Source organism: Streptococcus infantis, assembly GCF_019929665.1.
Lineage (GTDB): Bacteria > Bacillota > Bacilli > Lactobacillales > Streptococcaceae > Streptococcus > Streptococcus infantis_H.
In genome coordinates this window covers 248,928-265,143 of record NZ_JAHZPZ010000002.1, presented here as the reverse complement: position 1 = coordinate 265,143, position 16,216 = coordinate 248,928, and the positions used below count along the sequence as shown (strand labels likewise).

At 40.3% G+C, this 16,216-nt stretch carries 14 protein-coding genes and 1 other RNA gene; 13 read left to right on the top strand and 2 right to left on the bottom strand.

The window, feature by feature from the left end; all coding sequences use genetic code 11:
- The first annotated feature begins 24 nt into the window (after positions 1 to 24).
- Positions 25 to 2,007, top strand: coding sequence for a peptide ABC transporter substrate-binding protein (locus tag K1I61_RS04630; protein WP_223333595.1), 1,983 nt, complete (start codon positions 25 to 27; stop codon positions 2,005 to 2,007).
- A 78-nt stretch (positions 2,008 to 2,085) separates the two neighbouring features.
- Here K1I61_RS04630 and pbp1a read toward each other — a convergent pair whose 3' ends face one another.
- Together pbp1a and recU are read right to left on the bottom strand one after the other, a co-directional pair.
- On the bottom strand, positions 2,086 to 4,221 hold the full coding sequence (gene pbp1a / locus K1I61_RS04625; RefSeq protein ID WP_223333593.1) for a penicillin-binding protein PBP1A: 2,136 nt from the start codon (positions 4,219 to 4,221) through the stop codon (positions 2,086 to 2,088).
- Positions 4,218 to 4,814, bottom strand: a complete 597-nt coding sequence (gene recU, locus K1I61_RS04620) for a Holliday junction resolvase RecU (protein WP_223333591.1) — start codon at positions 4,812 to 4,814, stop codon at positions 4,218 to 4,220. Before recU ends, pbp1a begins: the two co-directional genes overlap by 4 nt.
- Positions 4,815 to 4,881: 67 nt before the next feature.
- Between recU and K1I61_RS04615 the strand changes: the two genes are divergently transcribed.
- From K1I61_RS04615 to fni, 12 genes are all read left to right on the top strand, one after another.
- Positions 4,882 to 5,409: an SLOG family protein gene (locus tag K1I61_RS04615; RefSeq protein ID WP_006147973.1), complete on the top strand. Its 528-nt coding sequence runs from the start codon at positions 4,882 to 4,884 to the stop codon at positions 5,407 to 5,409.
- Positions 5,410 to 5,478: 69 nt separating this feature from the next.
- Positions 5,479 to 5,814 carry a cell division regulator GpsB gene (gene gpsB / locus K1I61_RS04610; protein ID WP_006152068.1) on the top strand — a complete coding sequence of 112 codons (336 nt, stop codon included), beginning with the start codon at positions 5,479 to 5,481 and terminating at the stop codon, positions 5,812 to 5,814.
- A gap of 18 nt (positions 5,815 to 5,832) precedes the next feature.
- Positions 5,833 to 6,214, top strand: an RNA gene (rnpB, locus tag K1I61_RS04605) — RNase P RNA component class B.
- 82 nt (positions 6,215 to 6,296) lie between these two features.
- Complete coding sequence (locus K1I61_RS04600; protein ID WP_223333589.1) at positions 6,297 to 7,475, top strand: THUMP domain-containing class I SAM-dependent RNA methyltransferase; 1,179 nt, start codon at positions 6,297 to 6,299, stop codon at positions 7,473 to 7,475.
- Positions 7,468 to 8,919 (top strand): cell division site-positioning protein MapZ, encoded by a 1,452-nt coding sequence (gene mapZ, locus K1I61_RS04595; RefSeq protein ID WP_223333846.1) that lies wholly within the window; start codon positions 7,468 to 7,470, stop codon positions 8,917 to 8,919. Before K1I61_RS04600 ends, mapZ begins: the two co-directional genes overlap by 8 nt.
- Before the next feature lie 76 nt (positions 8,920 to 8,995).
- The gene (gene gndA / locus K1I61_RS04590) at positions 8,996 to 10,420 is read left to right on the top strand and encodes an NADP-dependent phosphogluconate dehydrogenase (RefSeq protein ID WP_223333586.1); all 1,425 of its coding nucleotides are present in this window, start codon (positions 8,996 to 8,998) and stop codon (positions 10,418 to 10,420) included.
- An 11-nt stretch (positions 10,421 to 10,431) separates the two neighbouring features.
- A complete protein-coding gene (locus tag K1I61_RS04585) occupies positions 10,432 to 11,121 on the top strand; it encodes a response regulator transcription factor (RefSeq protein ID WP_006147978.1) in 690 nt (229 codons plus the stop codon).
- Between the two features lie 94 nt (positions 11,122 to 11,215).
- Positions 11,216 to 12,211, top strand: a complete 996-nt coding sequence (gene cbpF / locus K1I61_RS04580; RefSeq protein ID WP_223333584.1) for a choline-binding protein CbpF — start codon at positions 11,216 to 11,218, stop codon at positions 12,209 to 12,211.
- Between the two features lie 122 nt (positions 12,212 to 12,333).
- Positions 12,334 to 13,212 carry a mevalonate kinase gene (mvk, locus tag K1I61_RS04575; RefSeq protein ID WP_223333582.1) on the top strand — a complete coding sequence of 293 codons (879 nt, stop codon included), beginning with the start codon at positions 12,334 to 12,336 and terminating at the stop codon, positions 13,210 to 13,212.
- Positions 13,194 to 14,147: a diphosphomevalonate decarboxylase gene (gene mvaD, locus K1I61_RS04570; RefSeq protein ID WP_223333581.1), complete on the top strand. Its 954-nt coding sequence runs from the start codon at positions 13,194 to 13,196 to the stop codon at positions 14,145 to 14,147. Before mvk ends, mvaD begins: the two co-directional genes overlap by 19 nt.
- On the top strand, positions 14,134 to 15,147 hold the full coding sequence (locus tag K1I61_RS04565; protein WP_223333579.1) for a phosphomevalonate kinase: 1,014 nt from the start codon (positions 14,134 to 14,136) through the stop codon (positions 15,145 to 15,147). Before mvaD ends, K1I61_RS04565 begins: the two co-directional genes overlap by 14 nt.
- Entirely contained in the window at positions 15,125 to 16,126 is a 1,002-nt protein-coding gene (gene fni / locus K1I61_RS04560; RefSeq protein WP_223333576.1) for a type 2 isopentenyl-diphosphate Delta-isomerase, read from the top strand. The genes K1I61_RS04565 and fni overlap by 23 nt, the downstream gene beginning before the upstream one ends.
- Positions 16,127 to 16,216: the final 90 nt, after the last annotated feature.

Below are 16,216 nucleotides of genomic sequence, written 5' to 3'. Positions count from 1 at the left end.
TAAAAAGTCATAAAGGAGTTTATTATGAAATTTTCAAAAGTAATGGCCCTAGCAGGAGTGACTCTGTTAGCGTCAGGTGTTTTGGCAGCTTGTTCAGGTTCAGGCTCTAGTGCAAAAGGTGAGAAAACTTTTTCTTACGTTTATGAAACAGATCCAGACAGCCTCAACTATCTGACAACAGGTAAGGCTGCGGTTGCTAATATCACAAGTAATGTTGTTGACGGTTTGATGGAGAATGACCGTTACGGGAACTTCGTGCCATCTATGGCAGAAGACTGGTCAGTATCTCAAGATGGTTTGACTTACACTTATACAATCCGTAAAGATGCTAAGTGGTACACTTCTGAAGGTGAAGAGTATGCACCTGTGAAAGCTCAAGACTTTGTAACAGGTCTTAAATATGCAGCTGATAATAAGTCAGAAGCCCTTTATCTTGTTCAAGAATCTATTAAAGGTCTTGACGCTTATGTCAAAGGTGAAGTAAAAGACTTCTCAGAAGTTGGAATCAAGGCAATTGATGATCAAACTGTTCAATATACTCTGAATAAACCAGAAAGCTTCTGGAACTCTAAGACAACCATGGGTATTCTTGCACCAGTCAATGAAGAATTCCTTACTTCTAAAGGAAGTGACTTTGCCAAAGCAACTGATCCAAGCAGTATTCTTTACAACGGTCCTTTCTTGTTGAAATCATTGGTAGCAAAATCTTCAGTAGAATTTGAAAAGAATCCAAATTATTGGGATAAGGACAATGTTCATATTGATAAAGTAAAACTATCATTCTGGGATGGTCAAGATACAAACAAACCTGCAGAAACCTTTAAGGCTGGTGGTTTCTCAACGGCTCGTCTATTCCCAACAAGTGCAAGTTATCCTGAAACTGAAAAAGAGTTTAAAGACAATATCGTTTATACACCACAAGATTCTTCAACTTACTTAATTGGTACCAATATTGATCGTCAGTCTTATAAATATACTTCTAAGACTACAGATGAGCAAAAAACTTCAACTAAGAAAGCTCTCCTTAACAAAGACTTCCGTCAAGCGATTGCCTTCGGTATTGATAGAACAGCTTATACTTCTCAAATCAATGGAGAAAGTGGAGCAACAAAACTTCTTCGTAACTTGTTCGTACCACCAACATTTGTTCAAGCAGATGGTAAAAACTTTGGTGAGTTAGTTAAGGAAAAATTGGTGACTTATGGTGACGAGTGGAAAGATGTTAACCTAGACGATGCTCAAGACGGTCTTTACAGTCCAGAAAAAGCAAAAGCAGAATTTGCTAAAGCTAAGACAGCTCTACAAGCAGAAGGTGTTCAATTCCCAATTCACTTGGATATGCCGGTTGACCAAACAAGTACTACAAAAGTACAACGTGTTCAATCATTGAAACAATCACTTGAAGCAACATTAGGAACTGATAACGTAGTCGTTGATATCCAACAACTTCAAAAAGATGAAGTTCAGAATGTCACTTACTTTGCTGAGTCAGCTGCTGGGGAAGATTGGGATCTTTCAGATAACGTTGGTTGGACTCCAGACTTTGCAGACCCATCTACTTACCTTGATATCATCAAACCATCAGTCGGTGAAAATACTAAGACTTACCTAGGATTTGATGCAGGTACAAATAATGCAGCAGCCAAACAAGTTGGTTTGGAAGACTACGAAAAAATGGTTGTTGAAGCCGGAAACGAAAACACTGACGTTTCAAAACGTTATGACAAATATGCTGCAGCTCAAGCTTGGTTGACAGATAGCGCTTTGATTATTCCAACTGCTTCTCAAACTGGACGTCCAATGTTGTCTAAGATGGTACCATTCACGCTTCCATTTGCTTACTCAGGTAACAAGGGAACAAGCGAAGCCCTCTTGTACAAGTACCTTGAACTTCAAGATAAACCAGTAACTGCTGATGAATATCAAAAAGCTCAAGATAAATGGAAGAAGGAAAAAGAAGAATCTAATAAAAAAGCGCAAGAAGATCTTGCAAACCATGTAAAATAAAAGAAGGTGGAGTTAGTCATTAACTCCACTTTTTCATTAATAAAAGACCTAGGAAGATGTTTCCTAGGTCTTTTAAGATTATTGTTGTCCTTGAGGATTTGGATTTTGTTGAGGATTTTGATTTGTATTTGGAACAGTTTGGTTTTGTCCATTATTTGGGCTAGTAGTTTCAGCTACTGTAGTTTGATTTTCGGTTGTTGTAGTAGGAGCTTCTGTAGTAGCTTGTTGGGTTGTTTGAGGGATCCAGTTACTACGAGCGCCAACTTTGAAAACATACTCACCATTACGATATAGACCTTCAGGCATTGTCCAATCACCTGGGTTATCATCCTCGGAAAGGTACTCCATCATTGATCGGTAGATGTTGGCCGCTACTCTAAATCCATCTCCTTCGATTGGAGTGAGGCGATTTGAATAACCTGTCCAAACAGCCATTGAATATTTGCGGGTATATCCTACAAACATTTCATCAGGTGCAACATAATCATATCTCTTAATGTAATTTTCAATTTCATCATCTGTATAGTTAGATGTCCCCGTCTTACCTGCTTGAGGTAACCAAGACATATAGGCACCACGACCAGTTCCGTAGGTTAATACGGTTTTCATCATTTCTGTCATCATATAGGCAGTAGTCTCTTTCATGGCACGTGAGCCAGGATCAGAGTACTCTTTTGAACTACCGTCACTAAAGACAATCTTGTTGATATACATTGGTTTATGGTAGATACCACCGTTAGCAAAAGCAGCGTAAGCAGCAGCCATTTTCTCACTGCTTGCTCCGTACTTTTTGTTTGACTCAGTCGTGTTACTTGAAATAGCGTTGGCATAGTGCATATCCGGATAGTCAATACCTAAACCATTCAAGAAAGTCTTGGCTTTGTCTAAACCAACCTTTTCAAGTGTTTCAACGGCAGGTACGTTACGCGATTGTTGGATTGCATATTGTAGTGTGATGTTTCCATAGTATGCTTTATCCCAGTTATAAACAGGAATATCTGTTCCAGGATAGTTATAAGGGGCATCTTTTATGATTGCTGCGGTAGAGTCGTAAATTCCGTATTCAAGTGCAGGTGCATAATCTGTGATTGGTTTCATAGTAGAACCCCAGTCACGGTTGGTTTCAACGGCCTGATTGAGTCCGAAGGATACATTGCTTGACTGGTGTCTTGAACCAAGCTGAGCAATAACTTTACCATTTGTAACGTCTACGATAGTAGAAGCTGCTTGAAGTTCATCATCCGGATAATAAACATACTCATCTGTGTTGTATACATCCCAAAGACGCTTTTGAACGTCTTGGTCTACGTTAGTGTAGACATCCATTCCAGTAGTTAAAAGGTTGTAGCCTGTCTCTGTTTCAACTTGTTCAATCACTTCTTTGAGGTAATTGTCTAAGTATGGAGGATAGGAGTTGCTTCCTTTAAGACTTTGTAAACCATCAGTAATAGGTGTATTTATAGCCGTTTCATATTGTTCAGCTGTTAGATAGCCTTGCTTTTGCATCTCTGATAGGACTAGATTACGACGTTCTGTTGCTTCTTCTGGATGAGAATAAGGATCGTATTGGTTAGGTGCCTGTGGCATTCCGGCTAGAAGAGCAAGTTGTGGAATTGATAGGTCTTTTAAATCTTTACCATAGTAACTTTGAGCTGCAGTTTGCATACCATAGTTACCATTTGACATGTATACCTTATTGATGTAATATGTCAAAATTTCTTGTTTAGTTGCAGTTCTTTCTAACTGAATAGCTAGCCAAGCTTCTTGGGCTTTACGTGAGATTGTTTGGTCTGACGAAGAAGTTGAAAAGTAAGTTAATTTTATCAACTGTTGCGTCAAGGTTGAACCACCTTGGAGGCCACCTCTACTAGTTAAGTTTCGCAGGAAAGCTCCAGCTATTCGAATGCTATCGATTCCTCTATGGTTAAAAAAACGGTGATCTTCGATAGAGACAATTGCATTGACTAGTTCAATAGGAATTTCATTGCTTTGAGCATTGACACGACGCTCGGCTCCTAAGTCAGCAATCAATTCGTTTTTACTGTCGTAAATTTTACTTGAAGTTGTTGCGACAAGTTTGCTTTCAGAAAGTTCTGGTGCTTTAGATACATAGTAGAAGAAGACACTTCCACCAATCAATATTGCAGCAATAAAGGCTGCTAAAAATCCAATTCCTAGATATTTAGCAATGCGCCAGATAAGTTGTTTGTTCATATTGTTTTACCACCTAGTAAATGTTGTTTGACGATATCGAGATAAGGTATTTGAGGGAAGGCTTGTTGTTCAATCACATAACCATGCTCTCGAATATAATCAAGCGGCATTGATTTTTTCCCCATATCCTGTTGAAAAAAACGGATAAGGTCAATCGCCGGTAATAAATATGTTTCCTGATAAGAAGAAAAATGGATTAGGACGAAGCAAATTCCCTTTTGTTCAAGAACCTGTTCCATATGCTGTATCTGATGAGAATGGAAGTTCTTCATCGGGAAAGCATTTTTTTGTCTGGTTTCCTTTGCTTCGAAATCGATGTAAAATCCTTCATAAACACCCGAGTAGTCAGTAGTTGAAGCTTGTCTAAAATAGGCTTCAACAATTTTAGCGCGACTCCGTTGAGGGTAGTCGACCCGAACAATCTGAACAGGGGTTGGCTTTTTGTGAATGACTGCTATTCCATGTGATAGATAGTAGTCATTGGTAGCATTAATCATCTTTTCAAAGCTCATACCTCGATTTGCGAAATTTTTAGTTTGAGGTAGAGAAGTTTTGCTTGGTTTAGATGAAAGTTTATGTGGATAGTTGACCATAGTCCTCCTTATTGGTACAATAACATCACTCTATTATACCACAAAGGTTTTCAGAAAGGGTGAAAAAATGCATACAGCCTTGGTTTTGGGATACTCAGCTTTTGATTTGGGAGTGTTTAATGAAAAGGACATTCGCTTAAAAATTATCAAAAAAGCCATTCGAAGAGATTTGGAAAGAATGGTTGAGGAAGGGTTGCAATGGCTAGTGTTCACAGGTTCTCTTGGTTTTGAACATTGGGTTTTAGAAGTCGCCAAGGAAATGAAAGATGACTATGGATTCCAACTAGCGACTATTTTTGATTTTGAAACACATGGCTCGAATTGGAATGAAGCAAATCAGATCAAATTGAGTGATTTTAAACAGGTCGATTTTATCAAGTATGCCTATCCGGCTTATGAGCATAAAGGTCAATTGAGAGATTACCAGATTTTTTTACTTGAAAATACAGATGGAGCCTATCTTTTTTATGATCAAGAAAACGAAACAAAACTGAGATTTTTTTACGAACTGATGAAAAAGAAAGACAACTATATTACAAAAAGATTAACATTTGAGGATTTAAACGAAATAGCCGAAAATTTTTCCGAAAATTGAGGCTTTGACCTTGCTTTTTGTTTGCCTTTTTTTATATAATAATACTAGTAACTGAGAATGGAGAGAGACATGGCAAGTATTATTTTTACAGCAAAAGATATTTTTGAGCAGGATTTCGGAAGAGAAGTACGTGGATACAGTAAAGCAGAGGTAGATGAATTCTTAGATGACGTTATCAAGGATTATGAAACCTATGCAGCGTTGGTTAAATCATTGCGCTTGGAAGTCGCAGAATTGAAAGAACAATTGGCGAACAAACCTCAAGTGGAACCTGTATCTGTAACGTCTGAGCCTGCTGAGCTTGGAAGTACGACTTCTATGACTAACTTTGATATCTTGAAACGCTTGAATCGTCTTGAAAAAGAAGTATTTGGCAAACAAATCGTAGAAAATTCTGATTTCTAAGAATCATACAGTTGTGCAATTTTTGGATAATCGCGTGGAGAGTTTATCTTTTCATGAGGAAAGTCCATGCTAGCACAGGCTGTGATGCCTGTAGTGTTTGTGCTAGGCGAAACCATAAGCCTAGGGACGAGAAATCGTTACGGCGAGTGAATAGACTAAGTTTTCGGATATGTTTTAGTAGCTCTGAAAGTGCCACAGTGACGAAGTCTCTCTGGAAACAGAGAGAGTGGAACGCGGTAAACCCCTCAAGCTAGCAACCCAAATTTTGGTCGGGGCATGGAGTGCGCGGAAACGAACGTAGTACTCTGACTGCTAGCAGCTTCTAGCTGTTAGTGGTAGACAGATGATTATCGAAAGAAGTGGTCCTAGTCACTTCTGGAACAAAACATGGCTTATAGAAAATTGCATATAGGTTGGGGCTGAGAAATTTTCTCAACCTCATTTTTTAAAGGTGAACAAGAGAAAGGTCTTTAAAGACTGACATGAAACAAACATTTAATTTAATCGCGACTGCTGCAGCAGGCTTAGAGGCTGTTGTAGGTCGGGAAGTGCGTGCACTTGGCTATGACTGTCAAGTTGAGAATGGTCGCGTTCGCTTTGAAGGAGATATAAAGGCAATTATTGAAACTAATTTGTGGCTACGAGCTGCAGATAGGATTAAGATTGTTGTTGGGACTTTTCCTGCAAAAACATTTGAAGAACTTTTTCAAGGAGTTTTTGCCTTAGATTGGGAAAACTATTTACCACTTGGAGCGCGTTTTCCAATTTCAAAGGCTAAGTGTGTCAAATCAAAACTTCATAATGAACCTAGTGTTCAAGCTATTTCTAAAAAGGCAGTTGTCAAGAAATTGCAGAAACATTATGCTCGACCAGAAGGCGTTCCCTTGATGGAAAATGGTCCAGAGTTTAAAATAGAGGTTTCAATTCTTAAAGATGTTGCGACTATCATGATTGACACAAGTGGCTCTAGTCTTTTCAAACGAGGTTATCGCACTGAAAAAGGTGGTGCTCCTATTAAAGAGAATATGGCAGCAGCAATTCTGCAATTATCAAACTGGTATCCAGATAAACCTTTGATTGATCCAACCTGTGGTTCAGGAACCTTCTGTATTGAGGCAGCTATGATTGCTCGTAATATGGCACCAGGCTTACGCCGTTCCTTTGCTTTCGAAGAATGGAATTGGGTTAGTGATCGTTTGATTCAGGAGATTCGTACGGAAGCTAGCAAGAAGATTAATCGTGAGATTGAGCTAGACATCATGGGCTGTGATATCGATGGCCGCATGGTGGAAATTGCTAAGGCAAATGCTCAGGCTGCGGGGGTTTCTAAGGATATCCACTTTAAGCAGATGCGCGTGCAGGATTTGCGAACAGATAAGATTAATGGAGTTATTATTTCGAATCCACCATATGGGGAACGCTTATCAGATGATGCAGGAGTAACAAAGCTCTATGCAGAGATGGGAGACGTATTTGCTCCACTCAAAACCTGGAGTAAGTTTATCCTGACCAGTGATGAAGCTTTTGAAAGTAAATATGGTAGTCAGGCTGATAAAAAACGGAAACTCTATAATGGTACTTTGAAAGTTGATTTATATCAATATTTTGGTCAACGAGTGAAAAGACAAGATGTCAAAGTGGAAAGGAATGCAAATGAGTAAGAAAAGACGCGATAGCCATCACAAGGATGAGCAAGAATCTAAATTTGAATTTGAAGAGGCTAAAGATTTAACGGTTGGTCAGGCTATTCGCAAGAACGAAGAGGTTGAAGCAGGTGTGACTCCAGATGATACCATCTTAGATAAATATATCAAGCAACACCGTGAAGAAATCGAAGCAGACAAATTTGAAAATTTACAAACGAAAAAAGAGGAGTCTACTCAAAGCTTGGATGATATGATCCAAGAAGTGATAGAAACTACTGAACAAGAAAATGTGTTAAGTCCGGAAAAGGAAGCGATTGCTCTTGTAGTAGCCACAGATACAACTGAAATCGTTGCCCAAGAATCCGAAGAAGAGGAAACGAGAGTTCTCGAGCAACCTTTTAAGGATGAATTGGAAGCTGTTGAAAAGGCTCAAGTCGATTCTTCTCAAGTGTCAGTAGTTGATGAGAAAAATGAAGAACAACTTCAACCCTTGTCTCGTTCTGCTCAAGCAGATGATAAACCACAAAATAAAAAGAAATGGGCAATTTTGTCAGCTATTATTTTAGGTTTCCTCTTAATTTTTGGAGGTGGTTATTACGTTTATCGTCAGATTACGCGTTCTTCTCAAGAGATTCAAACGAAGGCGGCGGATTCAGGTTTGGTAAGCAATCAGTCAGTCTATGAACAATTCAATACGCTCTACGACACGTTTTATACTGATGAAAACAAAACAGCTCTTAAAAATAGCCAGTTTAGTCAACTGAATCAATTGAAGGAACTTCTAGATAAACTTGAAGGAGCGAGAGAACATACTCTGGCCAAATCAAAATATGATAGTCTAGAAACTCAAATAAAGGCTATCCAAGAAGTGAACTCTCAATTTGAAACTCCAGCTATTACAGATGGTGTCTTGGATACAAATGCAAAAATCAAAGCGGATGCTAAATTTACAGATATCAAGACTGGTAATACTGAAATTGACAAACTTCTAGATAAAGCAATCAGCCTTGGTAAGAGCCAACTAGCAAGTACAACAACGGCCACAACAACAGCTGCGACAACAGCCGCGAGCCAGGAAGCGTCAAGCCCAACAACAGAAAGCAGTCCATCTACTTCAACAAGTGATACTGCGGCATCTGCTAATAGTGGCTTGTCAAGCGAAGGTGTTAATTTGCAAAGAAGCGCTAGCCGAGTGCCGTATAATCAATCTGCTGTAAACGATAGTAGTAATCCTGCCTGGACCTTTGCAGATGGTGTTCTTGAACAAATCCTTGAGACATCCCGTGCGCGTGGATATATCACTGGAAACCAATATATCTTAGAACGTGTAAATATTGTGAATGGAAATGGATATTACAATCTTTACAAACCAGATGGAACTTATCTCTTCACTCTAAACTGTAAGACAGGATACTTTGTTGGAAATGGTTCTGGCCATGCGGATGATTTAGACTACTAGTCAAATTGTTATAAAATTCTTTCTTTTCACAGATAAACGTGATAAAATAAAACATATTAAATAAGAGGAGTGTCACATGACAAAAGCAAACTTTGGTGTTGTTGGTATGGCCGTAATGGGTCGTAACCTTGCCCTTAATATTGAATCTCGTGGATACACAGTTGCTATCTATAACCGTAGTAAAGAAAAAACAGAAGATGTTGTTGCTTGCCATCCTGAAAAGAACTTTGTGCCAAGCTATGATATTGAAAGCTTCGTAAACTCAATTGAAAAACCACGTCGTATCATGCTCATGGTTCAAGCAGGACCTGGTACAGACGCAACCATTCAAGCCCTTCTTCCACACTTGGATAAAGGCGATATCTTGATTGACGGAGGAAACACGTTCTACAAAGATACTATCCGTCGTAACGAAGAATTGGCGAACTCTGGTATCAACTTCATTGGTACAGGTGTTTCTGGTGGTGAAAAAGGTGCCCTTGAAGGTCCTTCTATCATGCCTGGTGGACAAAAAGAAGCTTATGAATTGGTAGCAGATGTTCTTGAAGAGATCTCTGCAAAAGCACCAGAAGATGGTAAACCATGTGTGACTTACATCGGTCCTGATGGAGCTGGTCACTATGTGAAAATGGTCCACAATGGTATCGAGTACGGTGATATGCAATTGATTGCAGAAAGCTATGACTTGATGCAACACTTGCTTGGCCTTTCAGCTCAAGATATGGCTGAAATCTTTACTGAGTGGAACAAAGGCGAATTAGATAGTTACTTGATCGAAATCACTGCGGATATCCTTGGACGCGAAGACGACGAAGGTCAAGATGGTCCAATCGTTGACTATATCCTTGATGCTGCAGGAAACAAAGGAACTGGTAAATGGACTAGCCAATCAGCTCTTGACCTTGGTGTGCCATTGTCACTGATTACTGAGTCAGTATTTGCGCGCTACATCTCTACTTACAAAGAAGAACGTGTTCATGCTAGCAAGGTGCTTCCAAAACCAGCTGCTTTCAAATTTGAAGGAGACAAGGCTGAGTTGATCGAAAAGATCCGCCAAGCCCTTTACTTCTCAAAAATCATCTCTTACGCACAAGGTTTTGCGCAATTGCGTGTAGCTTCTAAAGAAAATAACTGGAACTTGCCATTTGCAGATATCGCATCTATCTGGCGCGATGGATGTATCATCCGTTCTCGTTTCTTGCAAAAGATTACAGATGCTTACAACCGTGATGCAGACCTTGCTAACCTTCTTTTGGATGAGTACTTCTTGGATGTAACAGCTAAGTACCAACAATCAGTTCGTGATATCGTAGCTCTTGCTGTTCAAGCAGGTGTACCAGTACCAACCTTCTCAGCTGCCATCACTTACTTTGATAGCTACCGTTCAGCTGACCTTCCAGCAAACTTGATCCAAGCACAACGTGATTACTTTGGTGCCCACACATACCAACGTAAAGACAAAGAAGGAACATTCCACTACTCTTGGTATGACGAAAAATAAGTAGGTCAGCCATGGGGAAACGGATTTTATTACTTGAGAAAGAAAGAAATCTAGCTCATTTTTTAAGTCTGGAACTCCAAAAAGAGCAATACCGAGTTGATCAGGTAGAAGAGGGTCAAAAAGCCCTCTCCATGGCTCTTCAGACTGACTATGACTTGATTTTACTGAATGCTCATCTAGGGGATATGACAGCCCAGGGTTTTGCAGAACAGTTGAGTCGGACTAAGCCAGCTTCGGTTATTATAGTCTTGGACCATCGAGAAGAATTGCAAGACCAACTTGAAACAATCCAGCGTTTCGCTGTTTCATATATATACAAGCCAGTCATTATTGATGATTTGGTGGCTCGTATTGCAGCAATTTTCCGAGGTCGGGATTTTATCGACCAACACTGTAGTCAAATGAAGGTTCCGACATCCTATCGCAATCTGCGTATGGACGTAGAACATCATACTGTCTATCGTGGTGAGGAAATGATTGCCCTCACACGTCGTGAATATGACCTTTTGGCTACCCTTATGGGAAGCAAGAAAGTTTTAACTCGAGAGCAGTTGCTGGAAAGTGTTTGGAAGTATGAAAGTGCGACCGAAACCAATATCGTGGATGTTTATATCCGTTATCTACGTAGCAAACTTGACGTAAAAGGTCAAAAGAGCTACATTAAAACCGTGCGTGGTGTGGGTTACACTATGCAAGAATAAAAAAGCAGTTACCTTGTGTAACTGCTTTTTTTGAAATTATTATATATTGACATATAGTTCAGTCTTTGCTACAATCATTTTGGAGGATAAAAGAATGAAATTTTTGAAAAAAATGATGCAAGTTGGACTAGCAGTCTTCTTCTTCGGTTTGCTAGCGACAAGTGTAGTATTGGCGGATGATGCTGATTCAGAAGGCTGGCAATTTGTCCAAGAAAATGGTAGAACCTACTACAAGAAAGGCGAACTCAAAGAAACCTACTGGCGAGTGATTGATGGTAAGTACTATTATTTTGATCCTTTATCTGGAGAGATGGTTGTCGGCTGGCAATATATACCTGCTCCACACAAAGGAGTTACGATTGGCTCTGGTCCAAGGCAAGATGTTGCTTTTAGACCAGATTGGTTTTACTTTGGTCAAGATGGGGTACTACAAGAATTTGTTGGTAAGCAAGTTTTAGAAGCAAAAACTGCTACAAATACCAACAAACATCATGGGGAACAATATGATAGTCCAGCAGAGAAACGAGTCTATTATTTTAAAGACCAACGAAGTTATCACACTTTAAAGACTGGTTGGGTTCGTGATGAGGGACACTGGTATTATTTACAGGAGGATGGTAGCTTCGATGCTCGTATCGACAGTTTAACGGTTGGGGAGCTAGTGCGTGGCTGGACCAATGATAACTCAACTTGGTACTATCTAGATCCAACAACCGCTGCATTGCAAACTGGTTGGCAATACCTTGGTAACAAGTGGTACTATCTTCGTTCATCAGGAGCTATGGCAACTGGCTGGTACCAAGAAGGTTCCACTTGGTATTATCTTGATGCTGAAAATGGGGATATGAAGACAGGTTGGGCTTCTATCAATGGCTATTGGTACTACCTCCGTTCATCAGGAGCTATGGCGACAGGTTGGCTTCAAGATGGCTCAACTTGGTACTATCTCAATGCAAGCAATGGCGATATGAAGACAGGTTGGTTCCAAGTTAATGGGAAATGGTACTATGCCTATAGTTCAGGTGCCTTAGCTGTAAATACAAAAGTAGATGGCTACTACGTCAACTATAATGGTGAATGGGTACAGTAATGAAAACAAGCGATTGTGAAGGAAACAATCGCTTTTTTTGTGAAAATATAATAAAATAGAAAGGAATAAAGTTCTAAAATTTTATCTAGAAACAGACGCTTTTCGTCTGATAGTAGGATTAAATGACAAAAGAAGTTGGTGTCGGTCAGGCACATAGTAAAATTATTTTAATAGGAGAGCATGCAGTCGTTTACGGCTATCCAGCCATCTCTTTACCGCTTTTAGAGGTAGAGGTGACTTGTCGGGTGGTGCCGGCAACGACACCATGGCGCCTTTTTGAAGAGGATACCTTGTCCATGGCAGTTTATGCTTCCCTAGAGTATCTGAATATCAAAGATGCTTACATCCGTTGCCAAATTGACTCGGCTATTCCTGAAAAACGGGGGATGGGGTCCTCAGCAGCCATTAGCATTGCGGCTATTCGCGCGGTATTTGATTATTACCAAGCAGAACTTCCGCATGATGTTTTAGAGATTCTGGTTAATAGAGCAGAGATGATTGCCCATATGAATCCTAGCGGATTGGATGCTAAGACCTGTCTTAGTGACCAACCTATTCGTTTTCTCAAGAATGTTGGTTTTGAAGAACTAGCTATGGACTTGTCGGCTTATCTGGTCATTGCAGATACAGGAGTCTATGGACACACTCGTGAAGCTATTCAAGTTGTAGAGAGCAAGGGTAAGGAAGCTTTACCTTTCTTGTATGCACTTGGAGAGTTGACCCAGCAAGCAGAAGAAGCAATAAAGGCAAGAGATGCCGTGATGCTGGGAGAGATTTTAACAAAAGCACATGGAAATCTAAAAGAAATAGGAGTTAGTAGCCTTGAGGCTGATACCTTGGTGGAAACTGCTCTTCACCATGGAGCTTTAGGTGCTAAGATGAGTGGTGGTGGTTTAGGTGGCTGTATCATAGCCTTAGTAGCCGACTATCACCAAGCTCAAGATTTAGCTGAAAGATTAGAAGAGAAAGGAGCTGTTCAGACATGGATCGAAAGCCTGTAACAGTACGTTCCTATGCCAATATTGCTATTATTAAATATTGGGGAAAGAAAGCAGAAAAAGAGATGGTTCCTGCGACTAGCAGTATCTCTCTGACTTTGGAAAATATGTATACGGAGACGACACTTTCTCCTTTACCAGTAGATGCAAAGGCGGATGCTTTTTACATCAATGGTCAGTTGCAAAACGAAGCTGAGCATGCCAAGATGAGTAAAATCATTGACCGCTACCGTCCTGAAGGAGCAGGTTTTGTTCGTATCGATACTAAGAACAATATGCCAACAGCAGCAGGCCTTTCTTCAAGTTCCAGTGGTTTATCTGCCTTGGTCAAAGCTTGTAACGCCTATTTCCAACTTGGGCTGAATCGCAGAGAATTGGCCTTGGAAGCTAAGTTTGCATCGGGTTCTTCATCTCGTAGTTTTTATGGTCCCTTGGCAGCCTGGGACAAGGATAGTGGAGAGATTTATCCAGTTGATACTGACTTGAAACTCGCTATGATTATGTTGGTGTTGGAAGACCAGAAAAAACCAATTTCCAGTCGAGATGGTATGAAGCTCTGTGTCGAAACTTCTACGACTTTTGATGAGTGGATTCGTCAATCTGAACAGGACTACAAGGATATGTTGGTCTACCTCAAGGAAAATGACTTTAAGAAAGTTGGAGAATTGACAGAGAAGAACTCCTTGGCTATGCATGCTACGACAAAAACAGCCACCCCATCATTCTCTTATCTGACAGATGCTAGTTATGAGGCTATGGATTTTGTTCGTCAGCTTAGAGAACAAGGAGAATCTTGCTACTTTACCATGGATGCGGGCCCGAATGTCAAGGTTCTTTGCTTGGAAGAGGACTTGGAACACTTATCAGAAATCTTAGGCCAACGCTATCGCTTGATCGTATCAAAGACAAAGGATTTGAGCCAAGATGACGATTGTTAAAACTTGTGGGAAGCTCTATTGGGCTGGGGAGTATGCCATTTTAGAGCCAGGTCAATTAGCGCTAATCAAGGCTATTCCCATCTATATGATGGCTGAGATTAAAGCCTCTGATGATTATAGACTCTACTCAGATATGTTTACCTATAGTGTGGACATGCGACCAGATTCTTCTTATGCCTTGATTCAAGAAACAGTTGCCTTGGTGGAGGAGTATCTAACTGCCCAAGGAGTTGAACTGCAGCCTTTTTCTTTAGACATTCGTGGGAAAATGGAACGCGAGGGGAAGAAATTTGGCCTGGGTTCTAGTGGTAGTGTAGTTGTCTTGGTTATCAAGGCCATGCTTGCCTTCTATGAAAGATTAGCTGATAGAGAACTCTTATTTAAATTGGCGAGTGCTGTACTTCTTAAACGTGGAGACAATGGCTCCATGGGGGACATTGCCTGTATCGTATCAGAAGACCTCGTCCTCTATCAGTCATTTGACCGCGAGAAAGTGGCAGATTGGCTAGAAAAAGAAGACTTGCAAGCTGTATTAGCACGTGACTGGGGCTTTTCTATTAGGAGTGTTGAACTAGCTTTGAAATTTGATTTTCTGGTTGGTTGGACCAAGGAAGTGGCTGTATCAAGTCATATGGTCAAGCAAATAAAGGATAATATGAACTCTAGCTTTTTACAGGCTTCAAAAGAAACAGTAGCTAACTTGGTAAAGGCTTTGGAGGTAGGTCAAGAAGAAACCATTATTGACTTGCTGGAACAAGCCAGCCAACTTTTAGAAGGCTTGAGTTCAGATATTTACACACCTTCGCTCAGACAACTAAAAAATGCCAGCCGAGACTTGAAAGCCGTTGCTAAGAGTAGTGGTGCTGGTGGTGGAGACTGTGGGATTGCACTTAGCTTTGACCAAGATTCGACCACATTACTGAAAAAACGCTGGGCTGATCTGGGGATTGAGCTCTTATACCAAGAAAGGATAGGACATGACGATAAATCGGAAGGATGAACACATCCGCTATGCCCTTGAACAAAACAGTACTTATAATAGTTTTGATGAAGTGGAGTTGATTCACTCCTCGCTACCCTTATATGACTTAGATGAAATTGATCTTTCGACAGAATTTGCAGGTCGAAAGTGGGACTTTCCTTTTTATATCAATGCCATGACAGGTGGGAGTGAAAAGGGTAAAGAAATCAATCAAAAATTAGCCCAGGTGGCTGAAACCTGTGGGATTTTATTTGTGACAGGATCCTACAGTGCCGCACTCAAGGATCCATCAGATGATTCTTTTGCCGTGAAGTCAAATCGTCCTGACCTTCTTCTTGGAACCAATATTGGCTTAGACAAACCTGTAGAACTAGGATTACAAACAGAGAAAGAGATGAATCCCCTTCTCTTACAAGTTCATGTTAATGTCATGCAGGAATTGCTCATGCCAGAGGGTGAACGTCAATTTAGATTATGGCAGCATAATCTGAAAGATTATGCTGAGCAAATCTCTGTGCCACTTGTTTTAAAAGAAGTCGGCTTTGGTATGGATGTGAAAACTATTGCTAAGGCTTATGAGATGGGAATACGTACCGTTGATTTGTCTGGTCGTGGAGGAACGAGCTTTGCCTATATCGAAAACCGTCGCAGTGGACAGCGTGACTACCTAAATGACTGGGGTCAATCGACCATGCAAGCTCTTCTGAATGCCCAAGACTGGAAAGACAAGATGGAACTTTTGGTGAGTGGAGGAGTTCGCAATCCACTAGATATCATCAAATGCTTGGTGTTTGGAGCCAAGGCAGTTGGTCTATCACGCACTATGTTAGAGCTGGTTGAAAATTACTCTGTTGATGTCGTTATTTCCATTGTTGAAAGCTGGAAGGAAGACCTACGCTTGATTATGTGTGCTCTTAATTGTAAAAGAATTGAAGATTTGCAAGAGGTCGACTATCTCCTATATGGAAAATTAAAAGAAGCAAAAGACCAAATGTAAAGAAGGAGGTCGGGATTTTAGTCCCGACCTCTTTATCATTCCTCAGACTGATGTGACTTTTGGGATTTGTGATACAATTAAATGGAGAGG

Bases quoted from the DNA above. Each gene is read 5' to 3' on its own strand.
- K1I61_RS04630 (WP_223333595.1), top strand. From the start codon at position 25: ATGAAATTTTCAAAAGTAATGGCCCTAGCAGGAGTGACTCTGTTAGCG.
- pbp1a (WP_223333593.1), bottom strand. From the start codon at position 4,221: ATGAACAAACAACTTATCTGGCGCATTGCTAAATATCTAGGAATTGGA.
- recU (WP_223333591.1), bottom strand. From the start codon at position 4,814: ATGGTCAACTATCCACATAAACTTTCATCTAAACCAAGCAAAACTTCT.
- K1I61_RS04615 (WP_006147973.1), top strand. From the start codon at position 4,882: ATGCATACAGCCTTGGTTTTGGGATACTCAGCTTTTGATTTGGGAGTG.
- gpsB (WP_006152068.1), top strand. From the start codon at position 5,479: ATGGCAAGTATTATTTTTACAGCAAAAGATATTTTTGAGCAGGATTTC.
- K1I61_RS04600 (WP_223333589.1), top strand. From the start codon at position 6,297: ATGAAACAAACATTTAATTTAATCGCGACTGCTGCAGCAGGCTTAGAG.
- mapZ (WP_223333846.1), top strand. From the start codon at position 7,468: ATGAGTAAGAAAAGACGCGATAGCCATCACAAGGATGAGCAAGAATCT.
- gndA (WP_223333586.1), top strand. From the start codon at position 8,996: ATGACAAAAGCAAACTTTGGTGTTGTTGGTATGGCCGTAATGGGTCGT.
- K1I61_RS04585 (WP_006147978.1), top strand. From the start codon at position 10,432: ATGGGGAAACGGATTTTATTACTTGAGAAAGAAAGAAATCTAGCTCAT.
- cbpF (WP_223333584.1), top strand. From the start codon at position 11,216: ATGAAATTTTTGAAAAAAATGATGCAAGTTGGACTAGCAGTCTTCTTC.
- mvk (WP_223333582.1), top strand. From the start codon at position 12,334: ATGACAAAAGAAGTTGGTGTCGGTCAGGCACATAGTAAAATTATTTTA.
- mvaD (WP_223333581.1), top strand. From the start codon at position 13,194: ATGGATCGAAAGCCTGTAACAGTACGTTCCTATGCCAATATTGCTATT.
- K1I61_RS04565 (WP_223333579.1), top strand. From the start codon at position 14,134: ATGACGATTGTTAAAACTTGTGGGAAGCTCTATTGGGCTGGGGAGTAT.
- fni (WP_223333576.1), top strand. From the start codon at position 15,125: ATGACGATAAATCGGAAGGATGAACACATCCGCTATGCCCTTGAACAA.